This window comes from Jiangella rhizosphaerae, assembly GCF_003579925.1.
Taxonomy (GTDB): Bacteria; Actinomycetota; Actinomycetes; order Jiangellales; family Jiangellaceae; genus Jiangella; species Jiangella rhizosphaerae.
On record NZ_QUAL01000426.1, the window covers coordinates 1 to 18753 of the forward strand.

An 18753-nucleotide genomic window follows, 5' to 3' on the forward strand; every position below is an offset into this window, starting at 1 on the left:
GCCGCTCACTACGCTCACCACCAGACCCCAGCAGCCGCTGAAGTCTCAAACTAGAAAGTCTCCGGACACGCCGGAGCGGTTCACATGGCCACAGACGTGCCGTGGCGACAAGAGTTGGCAGTTGAGTCCGCGCGCCTGGTCGACGGGCGAATGCGGCTCGATGACACGCCCGGGCTCGGTGTCGACATCAACGAGGACCTGCTCACCCACTACCCCTACCAGGCGTATCAGCTGCGGCACTACGACGGCACACTCACCGACATCCGCCCCGACGAGGCCACCACCACCTTCGCCGGAACGGAGGACTGAGCTCGACCGGAGGTGCGGCACCGACCAATGCCGCCATTCGAGTGCCCTCCGCCGCGCTCCACGCGACGGGTTTCGCGCCGTGATCTGCCGAGCCCGGGTCATCGGCTCAATTCGGTGGCACAGCCGCGGCCAGTAGGCTGCGGATGCCCCAACGGAACTGGTCGCCGGACTGCTGCGCTGGCCCTTGGTTGTGCCGCTTCTCGCCACGCAGGTGGCCGACTCCGAGCAACGCGACCAAGCCGCGTACACCTTCGACCGGCTCAATCTCGTGCTGGGAACCATTGTCGGTGAAACGGCCGGTTACCTACTCACCGCCGCGTGGACCACCCTGGTGCCTGTGGGCGTACCCGGGGTCGACGCTGCCAACTTCGTCGGCTACGTGCTGTGGAGCCTCTGGCTGATCGCATTCGCTGTCGCAATCTGGCGCAGCCCGGTCACCGCGGGCGACGGCAAAGCAGGCTCGGCGCGCGTCAACCTGTTCACGCGGCGTCCCGCGGCCTGAGGACGGCGCTGGTCCAGACTCAGCCGTGCGGCCGTAGCCCTTCGTAGAGGTGCTCGAGAATGTTGTCAGTGAGTTGCTGGGGATCGGCGGCGTACCCTTTGCCCTGTAGTTGTTGATCGACGAGAAGTATCGCCAGGCCGTGGGCCATTGACCATGCTGCTAGCGCCACCGTTGCCGGGTCGTCGCTTCGCACCGTGCCTTCGGCCTGCGCGTCGATGATCGCTTGACGGAGCACCCCGAACGTTCGCTCCGAGGCGTCGCGGAGTTCGGGAAAGCTCGCCTTGTTGCTGACGAGAGGATGTGAGAGCACGCGGAAGCGGTTCGGATGGTCGAGTGCGAACGACACGTACGCAAGCCCAGTGGCCCGGAAACCGGACACGGAATCTGAGGACGTCATCCGGGCCGACGCCATCGACTCAGCGAGTTGTTCGAAGCAGGCCGCAGCGATCGCGGCGACGAATGCGGCCACGTCCCTGAAGTGCCGTGACGGGGCCGCATGACTGACGCCTGCCTTGCGTGCCGCGGCCCGGAGGCCGGCCGCCTCGACCCCGCCGTCATCGAGCAACTCGATACCTGCCTCGATCAGCGCCCGACGGAGATCCCCGTGGTGGTAGCCGCGTTCCACTACGCCTCCATGTGTCTTGACGGGCCAATGTTGCCAGCGTCTACACTACTCCTACACTGAAGTAGACATCGACAACATTGACGGAGGACCTCATGCCGCACCTCGCCGTTCTGGGTGCTACGAGCGCGACTGGCCGCCATCTACTCGGTCGTCTCACTGCCATTGGGTCGGTTGCCGCCTTGACCCGGCAAGCGCCGCCTGAGACGGCCGATTCCACGGTGCGGTGGCTACAAGGTGATGCGACCGACGTCGGCTCGGTGTTCAGCGCGATCAAGGATGCCGACGTGGTGATCACGATGGTTGCGGCCTCCCGCATGGCCGAGCCCGGTACGGTGCGATCCGACGCGACCCGGGCGCTACTAGCCGCGCTGGCACAGTCCGGTGCTGACTCTCATCTCGTTGCCGTGTCGGCATTGGGCGGACACGGGAGCGCCGACCAACTGTCCCGGGCGGCCCGCTGGATCTACCGTAGAGTCGTCGGAGCGGACCGTCTCGCGGAGGTCGACCGCCAGGAGGAGCTGATCCGCTCTAGCGGCATCCCCGCCACCATCGTTCGCCCACCGCGCCTCGACGACCGACCGGCCAGCGGCTACCAGGAGGTCACCGGCAAAGCCTCGTCGTCCCTCCGCCTGCACCGCGAAGACCTCGCCGACTGCCTCGCCGACCTCGCTACGAACCCGCCCCCCACCGCGCTCCGCTTCCTCACCATCGCCTCGGTGTGAGCTGCCGGCGTCGGCCCAGTGTGACCCGTTCCTCGGTCGTCGCTGCTGAGCACCCCAAGCCGCTCGATCCGACATCCACCCCGTACGCCGGGCCGGCCTCATGGCGCTGTGTTCTGCGGGGGTTCCCATTCGGCGGTGAGTGTGTCACGCAGCAGCTCAAGGCGGTCAGAGCCGAGTTGGTCGGCCAGGTGTCGTTCGAGTTCGGCGAAGATCGTGGCGGCCTGTCTGGCGAGGCGGCGCCCGTTAGGTGTGAGTTCGATCGAGCGGCGACGCGGGTCGTCCTGATCGGGAACCAGGCTGATCAGGCCGAGCTTGACGAGTCCCGTGACCAGCTCGTGGGTGGATTGGCGGGTGGTGCCGAGTCGCTCGGTCAGGACGGCCAACGGGGTGCTCTCAGGGTGGAGGGAGGCGAACACCAGCGACTGGGCAGAGGTCAGCTTCGGCCAGCCTCGGGCGTGGAGTCGGGCGGTCATGACCCGGTCAAGCCAGCGGCCGCGTTGCAGCAGCAGCATGGCGAGCGGGGGGCGGGCCGGGCGAGGGGTCACGACTGTCAGGGTACCTGACTTGCGACGGGGCGCATCTGGATGCCATCCTTGCGTCAGGAGTCCTGACGTGGAGGAGAAGCGGTGCTGTTGTCGATCCTGGGTGCGGCCGGTGGAGTGGGCCGGGAGGTGGTCCGGCTTGCGCTAGCCGAGGGACACGAGGTGCGGGCGCTGGTGCGCGACAAGGAGCGGCTGACGATCAGCCATGAGCGATTGATGGTCGTCGAGGGCGATGCCACTGAAGCGGCTGTGGTGGCGTCCGCTCTGGCCGAAGCCGACGCGGTGGTCTACGCGTTGGGGGTCTCCAAGCGCTCCGCTGCGGACACCGGGCGCCGCGCAATGGAACACGTTCTGGCAGCGATGTGCACGGTGGGCATCACCCGGCTGGTGGCCATCAACGGTGCGGCCACGCAAGTGGCCGGAGATGCGCCGGCGTGGCAGGCGCGGCTGGCCGCTGCGCTGGCCCGCAGGTTGCTGCCGGACGTCGTCGCGGACAAGCAGGCCGAGGCCGACGTGCTCGCCGCGTCCGGCGGCGGTCTGGCCTGGACGATGGTCCGGCCCCCACGGCTGGTCGACGGTCCGCCCCGCGGAGGGTACCGCCTCTCCGACGACGCGCCCGGCCTGACCACTCGCGCGATCCGCCGTGCCGACGTGGGCCGAGCTCTGGTCGACCTGACCGTCGGTGGCGGCCACGAACGCCAGGCGCCGTACCTGACGTACTGACGCCAGTCGGCGCGCGGCCTGCATCCGGGGCGGCTGACGCACCGAGGCCGTACTCGACGTCAGTGGCGGCTTGTGGATCGGGTGACGACGCCGTACATGCCTTGCAGGAAGGGCTATCTGACTGACCTCGTCAGAACTCGCGCCAGCCCGGGCCGCCGGGGAAGCGCTCGGGTTGGCCGGGGACGAAGTCGATGATCTGTCCCTGGTCACTCAACCGGGCTTGTAGTTCGGCGACGTCGAGGTCCTGCACGGCAGTGCCGTCCCGGGCGACCTGGACGGCGGCGACACCGGCGGCTTGTCCGGCCGTCATCCAGGTGCTTTCCAGGCGATAGGTGCAGAAGGCGACGTGGGTGAAGCTCGCCGCGACGGGGACGATCAGGTTGGTGCATTGGCCGCGCTTCGGGATAAGGGAGCGGTACGGGATCTGGTACGCCCGACCGATGCGCCAAATGCGGCCCTCGTTGACGAACTCGGTCGGAGAGACGGCGAGCCGCTGGACGTGGTGGCTGTCGATGAAGTGGCTGCTGATGGCGATCGCATCCGGTTTGCGGCGGTCGTGCTGGACGTCGTGGACCCACACACCAGCCTCGTCGAGCACCGCCGCGCCCTCTCGGGCCGCCGCGACCGCCGCAGTGATGCCGCCTGGGACACCGCCGTATACGGCGACATCGGCGTGAGTCATCACCACTCGGCCCGGGATCCGTCGTCGTGGTGTACCTGAGGGGTGCGCCACCGGTGGCCGAGTTCGGCGGCCCGGATGACCGCCTTCTCGTCGATCTCGATCCCGAGGCCAGGGCCGGTGAGCAGCTTGATGTAGCCGTCGCGGCTGCTGAACACCGAGGTGTCGGCCAGATAACCCAGCCCTGCCGTGGTGTCGTACGGCCCACCGGCCAGGACCTGCTCTTGAATCAGGAAGTTCGGGACGGCGAAGCCCAGTTGCAGGCAGGCGGCGAGCGCGATCGGCCCGAGAGGGCAGTGCGGGGCCAGAGTCGCATCGTGCAACTCCGCCTGTGCGGCGATGCGGCGCACCTCGGAGATGCCGCCGGCGTGCGACGCATCTGGCTGGACGACCGCCACGCCGGCCGACAGGACGGGCGCGAAATCCCACCTCGAGTACAGTCGTTCTCCGGTAGCGATCGGGATGCTGGTGGCGTCGACGATCTGGGCCAGCTGGGCGCTCTGCTCGGGTACGACCGGTTCCTCCGCGAACAGCGGAAGCAACGGCTCGAGGAGGGGGAGCACCCGCCGGGCGGCCGGCAGGCTCAGCCGCCCGTGCAGGTCCACGGCGACGTCGACCTCGGTGCCGACTGCGTCACGGATGGTGGCGACGTCGTCGACCAACCGCCGAACCGCCGCCGGTGAGTCCAGGGCACGGTGCTGGACCGGGGCGGAGGTTTTGACGGCGGTGAACCCGGCCTCGACTCGCTGAGCGGCCTGTTCGGCGAGGTCGCCGGATTCAGCGTCGAGGTGTGCATACAGGCGCACCCGATCACGCACCGGGCCGCCGAGCAACCGGTGCACCGGGACGCCGTGGACCTTTCCGGCGATGTCCCAAAGGGCTTGGTCGACACCTGCGACCGCGCTGGACAACACCGGGCCGCCCCGGTAGAAACCACCCTTGGTGAGCACCTGCCAGTGCTGCTCGATCCGCAACGGATCCTGGCCGACCAGATAGTCGGCGAACTCCGCGACCGCCGCGGCCACAGTATGAGCCCGGCCCTCCAGCACCGGCTCGCCCCAGCCGATGATGCCCTCGTCGGTGCCCATGCGCAGTAAACACGTCCGTGGCGGCACCAGGAACGTCTCAAGCTTGGTGATCTTCACCCGCTACTCCTTACGGATGCTCCAGCCTCCGTCGACGACGACGTTGGCGCCGGTGACGTACGACGCTTCCGGGGAGGCGAGGAATGCGACCACCGCGGCCACCTCGTCCGGCCGGCCAACCCGGTCGAGCGCCGTGAGGCGACCGATGTCGGCCACCGAGTCGGGGCTTGCATCGCGCCACGCTTCGGTCTTGATCGGGCCGGGCAGTACAGCGTTGACCCGAACGTGAGGGCCGTACTCGACGGCCAACTCGCGGGCCAGCGCACACAGCGCCCCCTTGGACGCCGCGTAGGCCGAGTGACGAGTCGCGCGGCCGTGACGCCGCTCGATGGCGCTCGTTCTGGCGGCATCTCGCCGCCAACGCGCGCCAGGCCATGGTGGTCCAAGCGCTCTGGATGGTCGCGGCGGTGACGTTCGTGCATGCCACCCAGGTCGCTTCGACGTTGCCGGCACCGGCCGGTGCCGGTGTTCGCGTTGGCGTGGCAATGGCGGGGCTGCTGGTCGCGGCGGCGTCGATCTACGTCTTCCCCCTGATGGTCGGATACCACGTCAGCGTAGGCCGGCTGCTACGACTGTCTGCGCTGTTCGCCATCGGTCGTCCCGGCACTACCGTTCGCAGCCTGTCCGTCGTGATCGTGGCGGGTGCGCTGAGTTACCTGTTCCCGGCCGCTCCGCTGCTGCTCACAGCAGTGGTCGCGAGCAAGCTGTACGGCTGGTGTGAGCCGGCGATCACCACGGCGGTCACGCCGCGAGTGCCTGACGGCCGGCTGAGCAGGGCCGGAGCTGTGGTGTCGTGACCGCCGTCAAGGAAACCAGGGCGGCGCTGTCGGGCGGGGCTCCGCCGAGCCGGTCGGCCGGCCGGCTGCGGCGGAGGCTGGGCCGCGTCAGCAGGTCGCGGTTCTGGCAGTACCGGGCGCTGTATCTGATGCTTGCGCTCCCACTGCTCTGGTTCGCGATTTACCGGTACGCACCGATGTACGGGCTGATCGTTGCCTTCAAGGACTACAACCTGGGCCTGGGGATCCTGGGTAGCCCGTGGGCCGACCCCTGGTACAAGTACTTCACCCAGTTCTTCTCATCGGTGTACTTCGGGCAGCTGCTGACCAACACGTTCCTGATCTCGGTCTACAAGATCATCTGGGGAACGGTCCCCTCGATCCTGCTGGCCCTGCTACTCAACGAGTGCCGGCTGAACTGGCTACGCCGCTGGGTACAGACGCTCAGCTACATGCCGCACTTCCTGTCCTGGGTGATCATCTTTGGTATCACCCTCGCGTTCCTGTCGCCGAGCACCGGGCTCGTGAACCGGTGGATCGAGAACCTGGGCGGCACCCCCATCGGGTTCCTGACCTCGACCGACTGGTTCCGCACTGTGCTGGTCGGCTCCGATGCCTGGCGGGACCTGGGATGGGGGGCGATCATCTACTTGGCCGCGATGGTGGGCATCAGCCCGGCGCTGTACGAGGCGGCGCGTGTTGATGGAGCAGGCCGGCTGCGACAAATCTGGCATATCACGCTGCCCGGCATCCGCAACGTGATCATCTTGCTCTTCGTGCTCCGGCTCGGGACCATCCTCGAGGCCGGCTTCGAACACGTCTACGTCTTCTACAACGTTCAGGTCTATCCGGTAGCCGACATCATCGACACCTGGGGTGTTCCGCACCGGCTTGCAAGACCTGAACTTCTCCCTGGCTGCCGCAGTCGGAATGTTCAAGTCGATTATCGGCCTGGCCCTGATACTTGTGGCCAATCGGCTGGCCCGGCGATGGGACGGCCAGCTATGGTGACCGGGCGCGAAGATCGGGTCGTCAACGCCGGCGTAAACGCTGCGCTGGTATTCGTGGCGATCATCTCGGTCTTTCCATTGTTGTTCGTTATCTCGGCGTCGCTGACTCCGTACGGAGAGATCCTCCGTAACGGCGGCTATGTGGTGATTCCGCGCGCAATCACCGTCGACGCCTACCGGCAACTGCTTGCCGATCCTGCGATCCCGCGTGCCCTCGCCGTCACTGTGTTCATCACCGTGGTTGGAACCGTCGTCAACATGTTCCTGACCACCCTGATGGCCTACCCGCTTTCTCGCAAAGAGCTGCCGGGCCGGGCGGCGATTCTGCTCGCGGTGCTGTTCACCATGTTGTTCAACGCCGGGATCATCCCCACGTACCTGGTCGTCAAGGCCACGGGATTGCTGGACACGGTGTGGGCGATGATCATTCCCAGTGCCATCTGGGTGTTCAACGTCCTGGTCATGAAGACGTTCTTCGAGGGTCTCCCTCAGGACCTTATCGACGCGGCCCGGATCGATGGTGCCGGCGAGTTCCGCATCTTGTTGAAGATCGTACTGCCGCTGTCCGTGCCCGTAATGCTCACGCTGGGCCTGTTCTACGCCGTCGGGCACTGGAATGAGTTTCTCCAGGCGGTCCTGTATATCCGCGAGCAGGACCTCTATCCGCTGCAAGTCGTCGTGCGCAACCTGCTGGCGCGCTCGCAGTCGACCGAAAACATCGACGCCGCCCTTCCGACAGTCACCCTGCAAATGGCGGCAATTGTGGTGGCGGCTATACCAATGATCGCCGTCTATCCATTCATTCAAAAACACTTCCAAAAGGGAATCATGATCGGCTCGGTCAAGGGTTAACCGCTGCACGATCAGAATTGGAGGAAAGTCATGAGGAGTAGGTTCTACCTGGCCGGCGCGCTGGCTTGCGCGCTGGCGCTGGCGGCGACGGCAACATTCGACTACCGACCCGCTTCGCTGGAGATCGTCGCCCGAGCACGGCAGATCGACGGCGTGTGCCGACGCCACGGCGTCCCACTCAAAGCCGCTGCACTGCAGTTCCCCCTCGGCCACCCCGTCGTGACTTCGGTTCTCACCGGCGCCAGAACAGTCGCCGAGCTCCAGGAGAATGTCGCCCTGTTTCGGCAGCCAATCCCCGCCGACCTGTGGCATGAGCTCGTGGAGAGCGGCCTCCTCGCGGCTTACCATGTTCCTATCGAAGAGCCTCGACAGGGCTAGGGCGTGTCTCATAACCGTTTGAGCCAGATGGTGATGGCTCAAACGGTTATGAGACACGCCCTAGCCGAGGAAGGCCTCGCCACGCTGCTGGCCGTACTCGTCAGCTGTCCCGGCTGCGACGCGGCCACGCCAGCCGTCTATAATGCCTACCGCAACCGACAGGTGTGCCCGGAGTGCGGGCTGCCTCCACAAGCTGCCGATGCTGTGCTTGCTGCTCGCCGGCGGGCCATCGCCGCGCCTGTTGAAGCGCGACCACCGGGCTTGAGCGACCCGACGCTCAGGCGACGACGGGATAATCGGGGCGGTGGCACCGTGTCGTCGTTCCCAGCCGATCCGTTGAACATCGAGCTGACCGTGCGCAGTCGGAGCGCCGCTTGGCTGTTGATGCGGCGTCAACCGCAGGCCTGGTGGGCGAGCGCGGATGTGATCGGGCCGTGCGAGGAGTCGGTGCGACACGTCGGCGACGTGTCCATGTGGACCGTCACGCACGACAGCTGGGAATCGATCCACCCGGAGCTGGTCGATACGGTTCTTACCGCCGATGGTCAGCAGTTCGAACCAGAGCTCGACGAGTTCATCGGCCGCGGACCACGCAACGTGTTGCTGGTGGAGCGTTGGACGTGGTCGACACCCTGGCGCACGATGGCCGGCCCGCTGCTCGCGGCGACCATTGCCAGGTTCGCGTGGCAGGTCCGTCTCGCCGTGTGCCACGCGACGTCCGATGATGACGCGCGCTCCAGCCGCGACCTCCGGGCGGCGGCAGGAGCGGTCCTCGAGCAGCACGGCTGGCATCCATGGCGGGGTCTGCACATCGCGGACCCGCGTTCGGACGCAATCGCTGACACAGCGTTGGAGATCTTGGAAGCCTGGATGCCGACGCCGACACCGGACTGAACCCGATGGACCTGACAGCTTGGGTGGTGTTCGTCCGCCCGCCAGCCGAGACCCGGGGATCACGTCGTCGTCCGCGGGATCGACGATCGGACCGTGCTCGGACCGGTCCAGGTCAACGGCCCGCGCTACCACTGGATCTGGGATCGCATACTGCGATCCGCAGGCTTCGAGCGCATCAGCGAATGGCAGAGCCGTACTGGCGGCGTCACCTGCTCAGTCGCCCCAGACGGCACACGGTAGCCACGACCGGATGCCGCGATTCTGCTAACGGGCCTGCTCCGCAGGTGCCCACCTTGTGGTGGGCACCTGCCGCATCGCTCTGGCCTGCGGGTACGTGCAAGTTGCCGTACCAGGTGCCCACCAGGTGCCCACCAGGGGTGGGCACCGCACATGAGCCTGTGACCTGCGGAGTTGCAGCGAGGTGCCCACTTTTTCGATCGTGGCCACCTTTCAGGTGTACGCGCGAGTGCGCGCGCGTGGCTGCTGCGAAGTCGCCCAATGTGTTTCTGATTCCGTTTGCGACACGCCGCCGCTGAATCGGTTTCCGAAACAGCTTTGGCGATAAGTTGCGCGACATGGCCAGACCGAAGAAGGGTGATCGCGTGCCGGCGCTCGTGCGTCTGCCGCCGGACCATCTTGCGAGGTACGACGCCGAGGTCGAAGCGGGAGGCTACAAGAGCCGCAGCGACTACCTCGCCGTGGTGCTGGCACAGCACCACGGCCTGCCGATGCCATCGTGGCTCGTCGAGGAGCAGAAGAAGACAGACGACCACGACGCTGCCTCTCGACCTGCGCTGTTCGACCGCGAGGCCGTCGAGCCCAGTGTGACCCGCATGCGTCGGCGGGACTCCAAGGGTGCCGACGCGGTCCACGCAGAGTGGGATGCAGCAAGATCGGCTTAAGACATGACGAAACCCCCGGGTACCGCCGGCCAGCGAATGTCCCGAGGGCTACGTCTTCTCGAACGAGCGACCTAGGAGGCGCGCTCTGATGTTGACCAGCATAACCGCACTTCCGGCCACATCCGTGGCATCTGCGGGCCTACGGCGCGTCTCAGCGCCGGGGCCGGACGGGCGCGGCGCGCCGATCTCGCGCACGCTCGATGGCCAGCTCGCGGGTCGCTCTTGGTGCTGTAGCGGCGCGCGATTCAACGCCAGTGGGACTGACACGCGTTCGGGGCGGGCGCTGCCATCGCCGCAGGCCCAGGACTCTGTACCGCCCGTAGGCGTCGTCGCGTGGCGGACCCAGACGACTGTGAGGGAGGCCTCGGAGACCACCTGAAATAGCACGAGGGGCCTCGTCTGCTTGCCGGCACCGAGACCCCTCGAACACGCAAGGCGCGACATCCATGACCCGTGGACTGTGAGGCGAGTTGGCGCTCGGCTCACCGGGTTGGTGTTGCCTGCATGCACTCTTTCTGCGATTTGGAGGATACCCCGTGTCGGGCGCTGGTCACCAGCACGCGCAGCCGCGTCGTCGGTCTGTGCGTGAGCGCAGCTGCTCGATGGTGCCCGCAGCGAACGCGACCGGTTTGTCCCAGAACCCTCAGCGCTGGATCCTGACCCTCGAACTTCCTTCCTCCTTCGGTGTCACAACAGACGCCCCTCACGCACCACATCAACGTGACGAGGGCGCCATGCGACAGCCGCAGCGGCGTTTGCCCTCGGGCTGGCGCGACGGTGGGAGGGGTTGCTGGTGACGGTCCTGGGGAGCCAGAAGCGCAACTCGCTCGACGTCCTCCGCGATGCGCTCGACCGTGCCGGCCACCGCTACCAGACGCGTGGGAACCACATCCAGGCGACGTGCCCGATTCACTCTGACCTCAGGGCCAGCCTGTCGATCGACTACAAACCGGCCGACGGCAAGACACTGATGTACTGCCACGCCGGGTGCACCACGGTCGACATCGTCGAAGCCCTCGGCATGACCTGGGAAGACGTCTTCGACGAGCCGCTGCCGCCGCGCGGCCAACGAGCGCGGCGACCGAAGTCCACGCGCCCCCCGAAACGCCCCGCCAACCGCCGCGGCCGGCTGCCGGCCCGGCTCGTCAAGGACCAGCCGGATCTCCAGGTCCTCAGCGACTGGGCCATCACGGCGACCTACGACTACACCGACATTGACGGCCAGCTGGTGTCGCAGGCTGTGCGGGAGGAGCGCATGGTCGTGAACCGCCAGACGGGGGAAACCCTTCGCGAGAAGCAGTTCTGGCAGCGTTTCCCAGACCCCGGTGAGCCGGGCAAATGGATGACGAAGGCGCCGGACGGCTTCAGCCCGGTGCTGTGGCACCTGGCCGACGTTGCCGCAGCAGTGAGCTACGGAGAACCGGTCGGGCTGTGCGAGGGAGAGAAGGACGCCAAGAACGCCCAGCATCGGACGGGACTGGTCACGACCACGAACCCCGGCGGCGCCTCGAACCTCAAGGCCCACCAGCTTGCCGTCTTTGCCGGCGCGCACGTCCTCGTCTTCATTGACCGGGACTTGGCCGGATACCGGCGAGGAATCCAGGCACACAAGCTGCTCACCGAGGTCGGCGCGCAGTCGATTCGTCTGCTCCTGCCAGCTGTGCTCGGCGACCACCAGGACCTCACCGATCACCTGGACGAGGGCCTCGGACTCGACGACGTCGTCGAGGTCACACATCATGAGCTGGCCGCGATGGCGCTCGTTGCTGAGGCGGAGGTGGAGGCCGGCAAGGCCGACAAGGACCTAGAGGAGATCCGGGCTCGGCTGCAACGAGCCAGCCAGGCCCAGCAGCGACAGGCCACCAAGACGGCCGAGACCGAGCAACGGATGGCCGAACGGTGGGCTGCCGAGGTCGGAACCCACCTGCTGAAGGTCACCGCTGCAGCCAAAGGGCTCATTGATCTGCCGACCGGTCCCGGGACGATGGAACGGCTGCGCATGCAGCGTTCCGTCAAGCTCGCCCAGCGCATCGCTGGGGAGGCGTTCACGGAGTCCGGAGCCCGGCCAGACGACGATGTCGACGAGGCGATGACTGAGACGCTCGACCTCTTCCCGCGCACCGAAGGCGCCGAGGACTCGGGTGGCCCCGCCGCCGGCGGCGCTGGCGCTGGTGGCGGCCGCGGTGGGGGAAAGACGGTCAAGGGTCCCTGGCCGGGAAGCGGTGGCGACGACGATCCCGTGATCTTCGGGCCACAGTACGAGGTCCTCGACGGCGAGATCATCAGGGTCACCGACAAGGGCCTCAAGCGCGTCCTGAACCTGGTCGTCACCATCGAGCGCGGCGAGATCCGCGAGGCCAACCTTGCCGCGGAGGATCACCTCTCCGATGAGGCGAAGGCCCGGCGGGTGCAGCCACTGCCCACCATCAGCCACTACGTCGTCGGTTACGACGACCCCGCCACCGGTGAGCGGTGCCGCTATCGCGTGCCGGCCCGCGAGTTCCGCAGCGGTGACTGGCTTGACGACCTGCCGATCGCAGGGTTGCTCTACGACTCGTCCAAGTCCGGCCGCTCCTCGGTCTACGACGCCATCCGCGCCATCAGCCCCGTGTATCCAGTCACCACGGTCTACGCCGCCACCGGATGGCGGCAGCATGGCGACGAGTGGGCGTTCATCCACGCCGGCGGCAAGCTCACATCCTCGGGCAACGTCGAGGTACCGACGAGCTTCGTCGGCCCGCTGGCCCGTTACGAGCTCGTCGACCCTATCGATCGTGCTGAGGATCTGCGCCAGCTGTGGGAGATAGCCGGGCTGGACATGCTCAACCGGCTCGGCGCACCGATCGCCGTCCCACTGGTCGGCGCCGCCTATCGTGCGGTCGTTCAGCCGATGGAGTCCAGTCTCGGCCTGTTCGGCGTGCCGGGCACGTACAAGACCGCCTTGGCCACGCTCGTGCAGCACCACTACGGGACGCGGTGGGAGCGCACGACGCCGCTGCTGTCGATGACCGGGAACGGAGCCTCCATCAACGGCGCGAGGAACGTCCTCGCCAGCTGCCGCGACGTGCTGTCCGTCCTCGACGACGTCGCCCCCGACGGGGGCTACAGCGACGCGCAAAAGCGGCTGTCCGTGATCAACCGGATGTTCTTCAACCGCGAAGAGAAGCTGACCGAGAACCGTGAGAAGGAGCTGCGATACTCCGCCCCCCCGGGCGGGTCGGCCATGATCACCAGCGAGGTCCGCGGCTTCACCGCTTCCGGAGATCAGCGGTGGTTCGTCGTCGAACTCAACCCCGGCGACGTCCAGCTCGAGGACATCCTGGCCCTGGACCGAGCCGAGGCGCGGTTCGCCCGCAACGCGCTGCTGAGCAGCTTCGTCGCCTGGCTGTGCCCGAACCTGACGATGCGGCGGGAGCAACTCAGGGAGCACTCCGGCCGGTACGCAGCGGCGATCCGGGCTGCTGGACAGGGTGACCGAGTGGCGGCCGCCGGCGGTGAGCTCGTCGCGGGCTGGTGGCTGCTCACTGAGTTCCTGCTCGACAACGGCGTGATCAATGCCGATGAGCGGACCCAGCTGATGGGCCGGGTCGTGTCCGGCATCACCGCCGCGGCGATCCGGCAGACCGACCCCGACAGTCCCACCACGACCGGGGGGCGGGTCCGGCGTGCGCTGGCCGAGGCGCTCCAGTCGGGCCTGATCCATGTCACTGCCACCGACGGCGCCGAGCCACCAGAGCCGGATGCGCTCCGCCTCGGGTGGCGGCGCAACCGCATCGGCACCAGCCACGAGACGGGGGAGGCGTTCTACCGGCTCGAGGCACGCGGCAAGCCGGCCGGCGCCGTCCGTTTCACCAGCGACGGCGCCCGGCTCTACCTGCGGCCCGCTTCCGCTGTGGCCGCCATCCGCGACATCACCAGCGCCGCCGGGGCGGAGATGCCGCTGACCGAGCATGTCGCAGCCGTCGCGCTTGACGAGCTCGGGATCCTGACTACCGCAGAGGAGCAGGGTAAGCGGCGCCGCACCGTGCGCCGCTCGGTCCCGGGTGGCCTGGCACGGGTGTGGGACATCGATCTGGACGGGCTGTTCCGCGACGTCGACGACGACCACGGCGGTGCGCAGCCGGCGCCGTGGGCCCCGCCCACAGCGCCGCCCAGTGGCGGCAACGAGGGCGGCGGGGAAGACCTCCACGACCAGGGCGGGCCGGCCGACTCTGTCGGCCCCACGCTGGACGATCATCCTGACGCGTCCACCGCCGACGACTCCGTCGGTCCCCAGGAGGGCGCGGCCACGTCTTCGGAGGAGGGTGCCGTGCCTGCCTGGCGTTACGGCGAGCACACCACGCTCAGCCCTGCACAGCCATGCCGCGCCTGCGGTGAGCCCGCGTCGGTCGCCGTCGACGGAGTTCCGGTGCACATCGGTGGTGACTGCCTCGACGTCCTGGACCAGCTGGTCGCGCGGGCCGCGGCAACAGGTGCCGACGCGGCCGCAGACGAGGCTCAGGGCGTCCTCGGCGCCGACACGAGCCCTGCCTCGACGCCGGCCGCGCAGGAGGCCTCTCCGGGCGTTGAGAGCGGCTCCGCGGCCGTCGAGCCGACACAGGAGCCCGAGGCCCAGCGGGATGCCTTTGCGGCATCTCAGACCCCGCGGTCGGCGCGTGTGTCGCCCGACCAGCAGGTGGTTGCTGTCGTCGTCGACGTCGACGGCGTACACCACCCGGGCGGCCGCATCACCCCGCTTCCCGAGCAGCTCGTCCACGGTGGCCAGCTCGCGCAGCTAGGCCACGACCTCGGACTGGTGTGGTTCAACGGCCGGGCCCGCGAGTATGTCCAGGTGGCTGTCACCGAAGCCGCCTGCCGGGCCATGGGCGTGCCGATCCTCACCGAACTGCCGGACGATCTCGACGAGCGCGACAAGGTGCTGACGAAGGAGAGCGCCGCTCTGCCCTTCATCACCGCGGCGGCGGCCGACGGCTGGGAGCCGTTCCCCGGTCACCTAGCCGGCTGGTCGACCTGGCGGCACACCAGCGGACTCGCCGCGCGGATCATCCTGATCCCGTACCTGGACGACAACCCGAAGATGATCCTGAAGGACCAGCCCGACGCCACCACCATCGCGAAGCGTCTCGACCTGTTCGCCCGGCGCGTCGGGATCCCCTACCGGATCTCCGCCGGCGTCACCGGGCAGGACCTCATGCAGACGATCAAGCCCCGCTCCGGGACCGGACGCGCTGGCCGCATCGAGGCGATCGACACCTACGTCGAGCCGTGCCCACCGGCCGTCAAGCCGGGTGTGGAGCCAGAGATGGTGTGGACCCGCAACCTGCAGCCGAGCGAATTCGAGAAGAAGTACCTGCACGTGTACGACCGCAACGCCCACTACGTGGCCGCCGCCGGCGCCACCCTGCTGGGCGGCGCCATCCCAGCCGAGCACTACCCGAACGGCGCCGACTTCGATCAGCGCCGGCCGGGGTTCTGGCGGATCGTGACGCCGGAGTGGGACGACCCGTTCCAGCCCGACCCGTTCCCGCCCGACTTCATCACCGGGCAGCGGCGCGAGACCTCCTGGGTCGCCACCCCCACGCTGTGGTGGCTGACCAACCCCAACCTGGACTTCGGGCGCGGCATGGACATCGAGATCCTCGAGGCCTACCTCTGGCCGGCGCTACCGACCAGGGGCGGCCCGCGCGACACCTCCACGGCCCGGACCAGCCGGTACCTGGAGGGCTGGACGGCGCATCTTCGCGAAGCGCTCAAGGCGCTCAAGAACGACGGCAGCCGCGACGCCGAGATGGTGCTGCCCGACGTGAAACTGACCGGCGTCGCCCCGATCGGTAAGTTCGCCGCGGACCGGCAAGCCGAGCGGCAGTCACCGCTGTACCGGCCGGACTGGCGTCACCAGGTCATCGCGCAGGCCAAGAGCAACATGCGGTGGATGATCGACAAGATCGGCACTCGCACCGGCCAGTGGCCGATCGCGATCTACTTCGACGCGCTCTACTACGTGTCCGACGACCCGAACCCGATCACTGCGTGGCCCGGCAACCACCTCGAGGCCGGCAAGCCGATCGAGCCGCTGGACGCGGTCAAGCTCGGCAAGCCCAAGCCGCAGTACTCCGCGGAGCTCACGCCGCAGGTGAAACGGCTGCTGAGTCGGCGACCGTACCCGACGGCGTTGAAGAAGCTCGCCGAGTCTGGCCTGCTGATCGACACGGCCGACTGGATGGCCAGCCTCGGCACCGCCGACGGGGAGCGAGGGTGACCAGAGTGGCCGACCTGCTACGCGCGGTCAGCGTCGACCTGGAGAACCTCCTGGAGCTCGTCGAGCAGACCCCGGCAGACGACTGGGACGAGCACGAGCTCCAGGAGATCCTTGGCAGGGCGGCCCGAGAGACACGCGCCATCGCCGGCACTCTCGACCAGATGCCCGCTCCGCCCGATCCGACAGCCGTCTACGCGGCCTTCGACGAGGTGATCTGGCACGCGACGGCGCTGCGCGGGCGCCGCCTGGACGACGAGCACGACCGGCGGATCGTGCTGCGCGAACTCGTCGACGTCGTCGTCGGAGGGAGGACATCGTGAAGCAGCGAGAGCGCCGGCGGGCCGAGCGGCTGATCTGGCGCGTCATGAGCGGCCGGGACAAGCCACCGTCGATCACCGATCCGCGCGAGGCCGTCGTGTGGGTATACGGGCGGAACCGGACCGGGAACCCTGACATCGCCGCTGCGGCCGCAGATCTGGGCGTCTCGGAGTCCACGATGCGGCGCTGGACGCACCCGGATCCGGAGCGCCGCGCCACGCCGACGGGTGAGAACGCGAGGAAGCTGCGCCGGATGGCCACCAGGGCGACGCGGCGCCGCAACGCCAGCGCCCAGACCCGGCGGTCACGCAAGTCCGAACGGATGCGCACGCGCGGTGCCACTCTCTTCTTCGCGGGGATCATGACAATCTCCAATGAGAAGCCGCGGGACCGGAAGACCAAGAGGATGCAGCTGCCGCCCGAGGCGGCCGCGATGCTGAACGAGGCCTGGGAATCCGGCGACCCGACGAGGTTCGAGGAGACCCTCGAAGGGCTGATCGATATCTTCTACTTCGAGGGTGGCGTCGCCGGCGGCGCCTTCATCCAGTCGATCTCGGAACTCGAGTTCGAGCCCCGATGACCAGTATCGAGAGAGGCGACGACGTTGATCCAGATGGCTAGCAAACCGTGCGTCACCCTCACCTGTGACGATTGCGGCGACGAATGCTGGGAAGACGGCGCGCCGCACTTCGACTCTGTCGAGCAGGCCCGACGCTACGTGGGAGACGGCTGGCTGTTCACCGACGCTGAGCAGGTCTGCCCAGAATGTTGTGCGAGGCGTGTGTGTGCCGCCGAAGGTCACCAGTGGGGGCGAGTGGCGGTCCAGTTCGCGCGATCCGCTGGCCGTCTACCGGTTCTGTCAGCGTGACCTCTGTACGGCCGGCGACTACACGGTGGCTGCCCCGTGAGCCTCGTCGCCACCGTCGGCGACACCGCTAGTCCTCGATCATCTCCGCGACGTAGATCAGGTCGACAGTCGGGCCTGACTGCCGCCACACCTCAGTACCGCCCTTCTGAAGGCGGGATGGGTGCAGCTCGCGACGCCACAGGTCGACCAGCTCGAGCACGTCCAGCTTCACCAGGACCGCGGCATGCCGGTTCTCGACGGTGACCTCGTCGACGATCACGCCGCCTCGTCGACGGAGCTGGCGCGCGGTATCTGGCCACACCCTCTGGGCGGACAGCCCGACACGAAACACCCGCAGCCGGGGGAGATGCTCGATGTAGACGACGTGTGGCTCCAGCCACCCCTGCTTGCGCCACATCACCTTGTTGTCGGTGGTGCGACTCCAGCGCGCCTCGTACAGGCCCTCCCGGGCGTGCCTGCGCTGCATGATCTCGCGGGCTCGCGTAGCCGGCGACGCGCCGTCTGACCAGAATGTGGCGCACGCCCGGCGCTTGCAGCGGGTTCGATCCTCGGTGCGGCCTACGGGCACCGCGAGATCGAGCAAGATGACCAGCTTGCCTGAGCAGAGCGCCCGCTCGCCGATCACGGCGTGCCAGCGTCCCGTCGTCGACGGGGCTGCGTACACAAGGTCGAGAGCCACAGCATTTAACCCTTCACGAAGGTTGCCGGGCCCCGGCGGCCGGACCCCGCACGTTAGGGCCCGACCGCCGGCAGTCGGCTGGGATCAGGCTGCCAGCTCGGCGCCGACCGATTCGGCGAGCGACACGACCGTCACCGAGCGGTCCTCGACCGTGGTGACGTCCAGCTCGCGACCACGAACTGTCACCCGCGTGATGTAGGTCCCGCGGGCCGGCCACGTCAAGCAGTGGTCCGCACACACCGTAGCGACATCGTTGATGACAGGGATGATGGTGTCGTCGCCGGCGCCGTCGGCCGCGGCCTTGAACCACTCGAACAGGCCCGGTCCGTACTCCAGCCGACGCGGGCGCAGCACCGACTCCTCGACGTCTCCGCCTGCGGCGTCCGGGTGGGTGAGGACAGTCGCCATGAGAGATTCCCTCCAACTCAAGTTTACGTAAACCTACGCAACTCAGATTTACGTAAACCATTGTAACGCATAAACACATGCCAGCGCTAGCACGGACCCCGCTTTAGCGGGGTTCAACTGCGGCAATGCGAGCCGCGTAGCGGCGAGCTAACGCTCTGCCGG

General features: G+C 67.8%; 19 protein-coding genes and 1 pseudogene. 13 read left to right on the forward strand and 7 right to left on the reverse strand.

The window, feature by feature from the left end; genetic code table 11:
- Window positions 1–150: 150 nt before the first annotated feature.
- Together DY240_RS32620 and DY240_RS33095 are read left to right on the forward strand one after the other, a co-directional pair.
- Window positions 151–309 (forward strand): hypothetical protein, encoded by a 159-nt coding sequence (locus DY240_RS32620; protein ID WP_158603047.1) that lies wholly within the window; start codon window positions 151–153, stop codon window positions 307–309.
- A gap of 211 nt (window positions 310–520) precedes the next feature.
- Window positions 521–811 carry a hypothetical protein gene (locus DY240_RS33095; RefSeq protein WP_199702689.1) on the forward strand — a complete coding sequence of 97 codons (291 nt, stop codon included), beginning with the start codon at window positions 521–523 and terminating at the stop codon, window positions 809–811.
- A gap of 19 nt (window positions 812–830) precedes the next feature.
- Here the strand turns inward: DY240_RS33095 and DY240_RS29005 are convergent, their stop codons facing one another.
- Window positions 831–1436, reverse strand: coding sequence for a TetR/AcrR family transcriptional regulator (locus DY240_RS29005; RefSeq protein ID WP_119663123.1), 606 nt, complete (start codon window positions 1434–1436; stop codon window positions 831–833).
- Between the two features lie 92 nt (window positions 1437–1528).
- On the opposite strand from DY240_RS29005, the gene DY240_RS29010 reads away from it, so the two are divergent.
- Entirely contained in the window at window positions 1529–2158 is a 630-nt protein-coding gene (locus tag DY240_RS29010) for an NAD(P)-binding oxidoreductase (protein ID WP_147375572.1), read from the forward strand.
- Window positions 2159–2256: 98 nt separating this feature from the next.
- On the opposite strand, the gene DY240_RS29015 is transcribed toward DY240_RS29010, so the two are convergent.
- Window positions 2257–2703: a MarR family winged helix-turn-helix transcriptional regulator gene (locus DY240_RS29015; protein ID WP_147375573.1), complete on the reverse strand. Its 447-nt coding sequence runs from the start codon at window positions 2701–2703 to the stop codon at window positions 2257–2259.
- Window positions 2704–2784: 81 nt separating this feature from the next.
- Between DY240_RS29015 and DY240_RS29020 the strand changes: the two genes are divergently transcribed.
- On the forward strand, window positions 2785–3423 hold the full coding sequence (locus DY240_RS29020; RefSeq protein WP_119663126.1) for an NAD(P)-dependent oxidoreductase: 639 nt from the start codon (window positions 2785–2787) through the stop codon (window positions 3421–3423).
- Window positions 3424–3553: 130 nt separating this feature from the next.
- Here DY240_RS29020 and DY240_RS29025 read toward each other — a convergent pair whose 3' ends face one another.
- The 3 genes from DY240_RS29025 to DY240_RS33835 are packed head-to-tail and all read right to left on the reverse strand — an operon-like array spanning window position 3554 to window position 5700.
- The gene (locus DY240_RS29025; RefSeq protein WP_119663139.1) at window positions 3554–4105 is read right to left on the reverse strand and encodes an FAD-dependent oxidoreductase; all 552 of its coding nucleotides are present in this window, start codon (window positions 4103–4105) and stop codon (window positions 3554–3556) included.
- Complete coding sequence (gene dgoD, locus DY240_RS29030) at window positions 4105–5247, reverse strand: galactonate dehydratase (protein WP_119663127.1); 1143 nt, start codon at window positions 5245–5247, stop codon at window positions 4105–4107. The genes DY240_RS29025 and dgoD overlap by 1 nt, the downstream gene beginning before the upstream one ends.
- A gap of 3 nt (window positions 5248–5250) precedes the next feature.
- Complete coding sequence (locus DY240_RS33835; RefSeq protein ID WP_267901705.1) at window positions 5251–5700, reverse strand: SDR family NAD(P)-dependent oxidoreductase; 450 nt, start codon at window positions 5698–5700, stop codon at window positions 5251–5253.
- On the opposite strand from DY240_RS33835, the gene DY240_RS33600 reads away from it, so the two are divergent.
- The 9 genes and pseudogenes from DY240_RS33600 to DY240_RS29080 all read left to right on the forward strand — a co-directional run bounded on the left by DY240_RS33600 (window position 5655) and on the right by DY240_RS29080 (window position 17216).
- Window positions 5655–6044 carry a hypothetical protein gene (locus tag DY240_RS33600; RefSeq protein ID WP_233552920.1) on the forward strand — a complete coding sequence of 130 codons (390 nt, stop codon included), beginning with the start codon at window positions 5655–5657 and terminating at the stop codon, window positions 6042–6044. The two genes, DY240_RS33835 and DY240_RS33600, sit on opposite strands and share 46 nt — an antisense overlap.
- A gap of 128 nt (window positions 6045–6172) precedes the next feature.
- Window positions 6173–7034 (forward strand): annotated as a pseudogene (locus tag DY240_RS34255) (ABC transporter permease).
- A complete protein-coding gene (locus tag DY240_RS34260) occupies window positions 7028–7885 on the forward strand; it encodes a carbohydrate ABC transporter permease (protein WP_119663130.1) in 858 nt (285 codons plus the stop codon). The pseudogene DY240_RS34255 and the gene DY240_RS34260 overlap by 7 nt, the downstream one beginning before the upstream one ends.
- 30 nt (window positions 7886–7915) lie before the next feature.
- Window positions 7916–8263 (forward strand): aldo/keto reductase, encoded by a 348-nt coding sequence (locus DY240_RS29055; RefSeq protein WP_119663131.1) that lies wholly within the window; start codon window positions 7916–7918, stop codon window positions 8261–8263.
- A gap of 18 nt (window positions 8264–8281) precedes the next feature.
- The gene (locus DY240_RS29060; RefSeq protein ID WP_147375574.1) at window positions 8282–9157 is read left to right on the forward strand and encodes a hypothetical protein; all 876 of its coding nucleotides are present in this window, start codon (window positions 8282–8284) and stop codon (window positions 9155–9157) included.
- A gap of 575 nt (window positions 9158–9732) precedes the next feature.
- Complete coding sequence (locus DY240_RS29065; protein WP_147375575.1) at window positions 9733–10059, forward strand: ribbon-helix-helix domain-containing protein; 327 nt, start codon at window positions 9733–9735, stop codon at window positions 10057–10059.
- A 793-nt stretch (window positions 10060–10852) separates the two neighbouring features.
- On the forward strand, window positions 10853–16318 hold the full coding sequence (locus DY240_RS29070; protein ID WP_158603048.1) for a hypothetical protein: 5466 nt from the start codon (window positions 10853–10855) through the stop codon (window positions 16316–16318).
- A complete protein-coding gene (locus DY240_RS29075) occupies window positions 16315–16638 on the forward strand; it encodes a hypothetical protein (protein WP_147375576.1) in 324 nt (107 codons plus the stop codon). The genes DY240_RS29070 and DY240_RS29075 overlap by 4 nt, the downstream gene beginning before the upstream one ends.
- Window positions 16635–17216: a hypothetical protein gene (locus DY240_RS29080; RefSeq protein ID WP_119663136.1), complete on the forward strand. Its 582-nt coding sequence runs from the start codon at window positions 16635–16637 to the stop codon at window positions 17214–17216. The genes DY240_RS29075 and DY240_RS29080 overlap by 4 nt, the downstream gene beginning before the upstream one ends.
- Before the next feature lie 355 nt (window positions 17217–17571).
- Here DY240_RS29080 and DY240_RS29085 read toward each other — a convergent pair whose 3' ends face one another.
- Together DY240_RS29085 and DY240_RS29090 are read right to left on the reverse strand one after the other, a co-directional pair.
- Window positions 17572–18129, reverse strand: a complete 558-nt coding sequence (locus tag DY240_RS29085) for a hypothetical protein (RefSeq protein WP_119663137.1) — start codon at window positions 18127–18129, stop codon at window positions 17572–17574.
- A 138-nt stretch (window positions 18130–18267) separates the two neighbouring features.
- On the reverse strand, window positions 18268–18591 hold the full coding sequence (locus tag DY240_RS29090) for a hypothetical protein (RefSeq protein ID WP_119663138.1): 324 nt from the start codon (window positions 18589–18591) through the stop codon (window positions 18268–18270).
- Window positions 18592–18753: the final 162 nt, after the last annotated feature.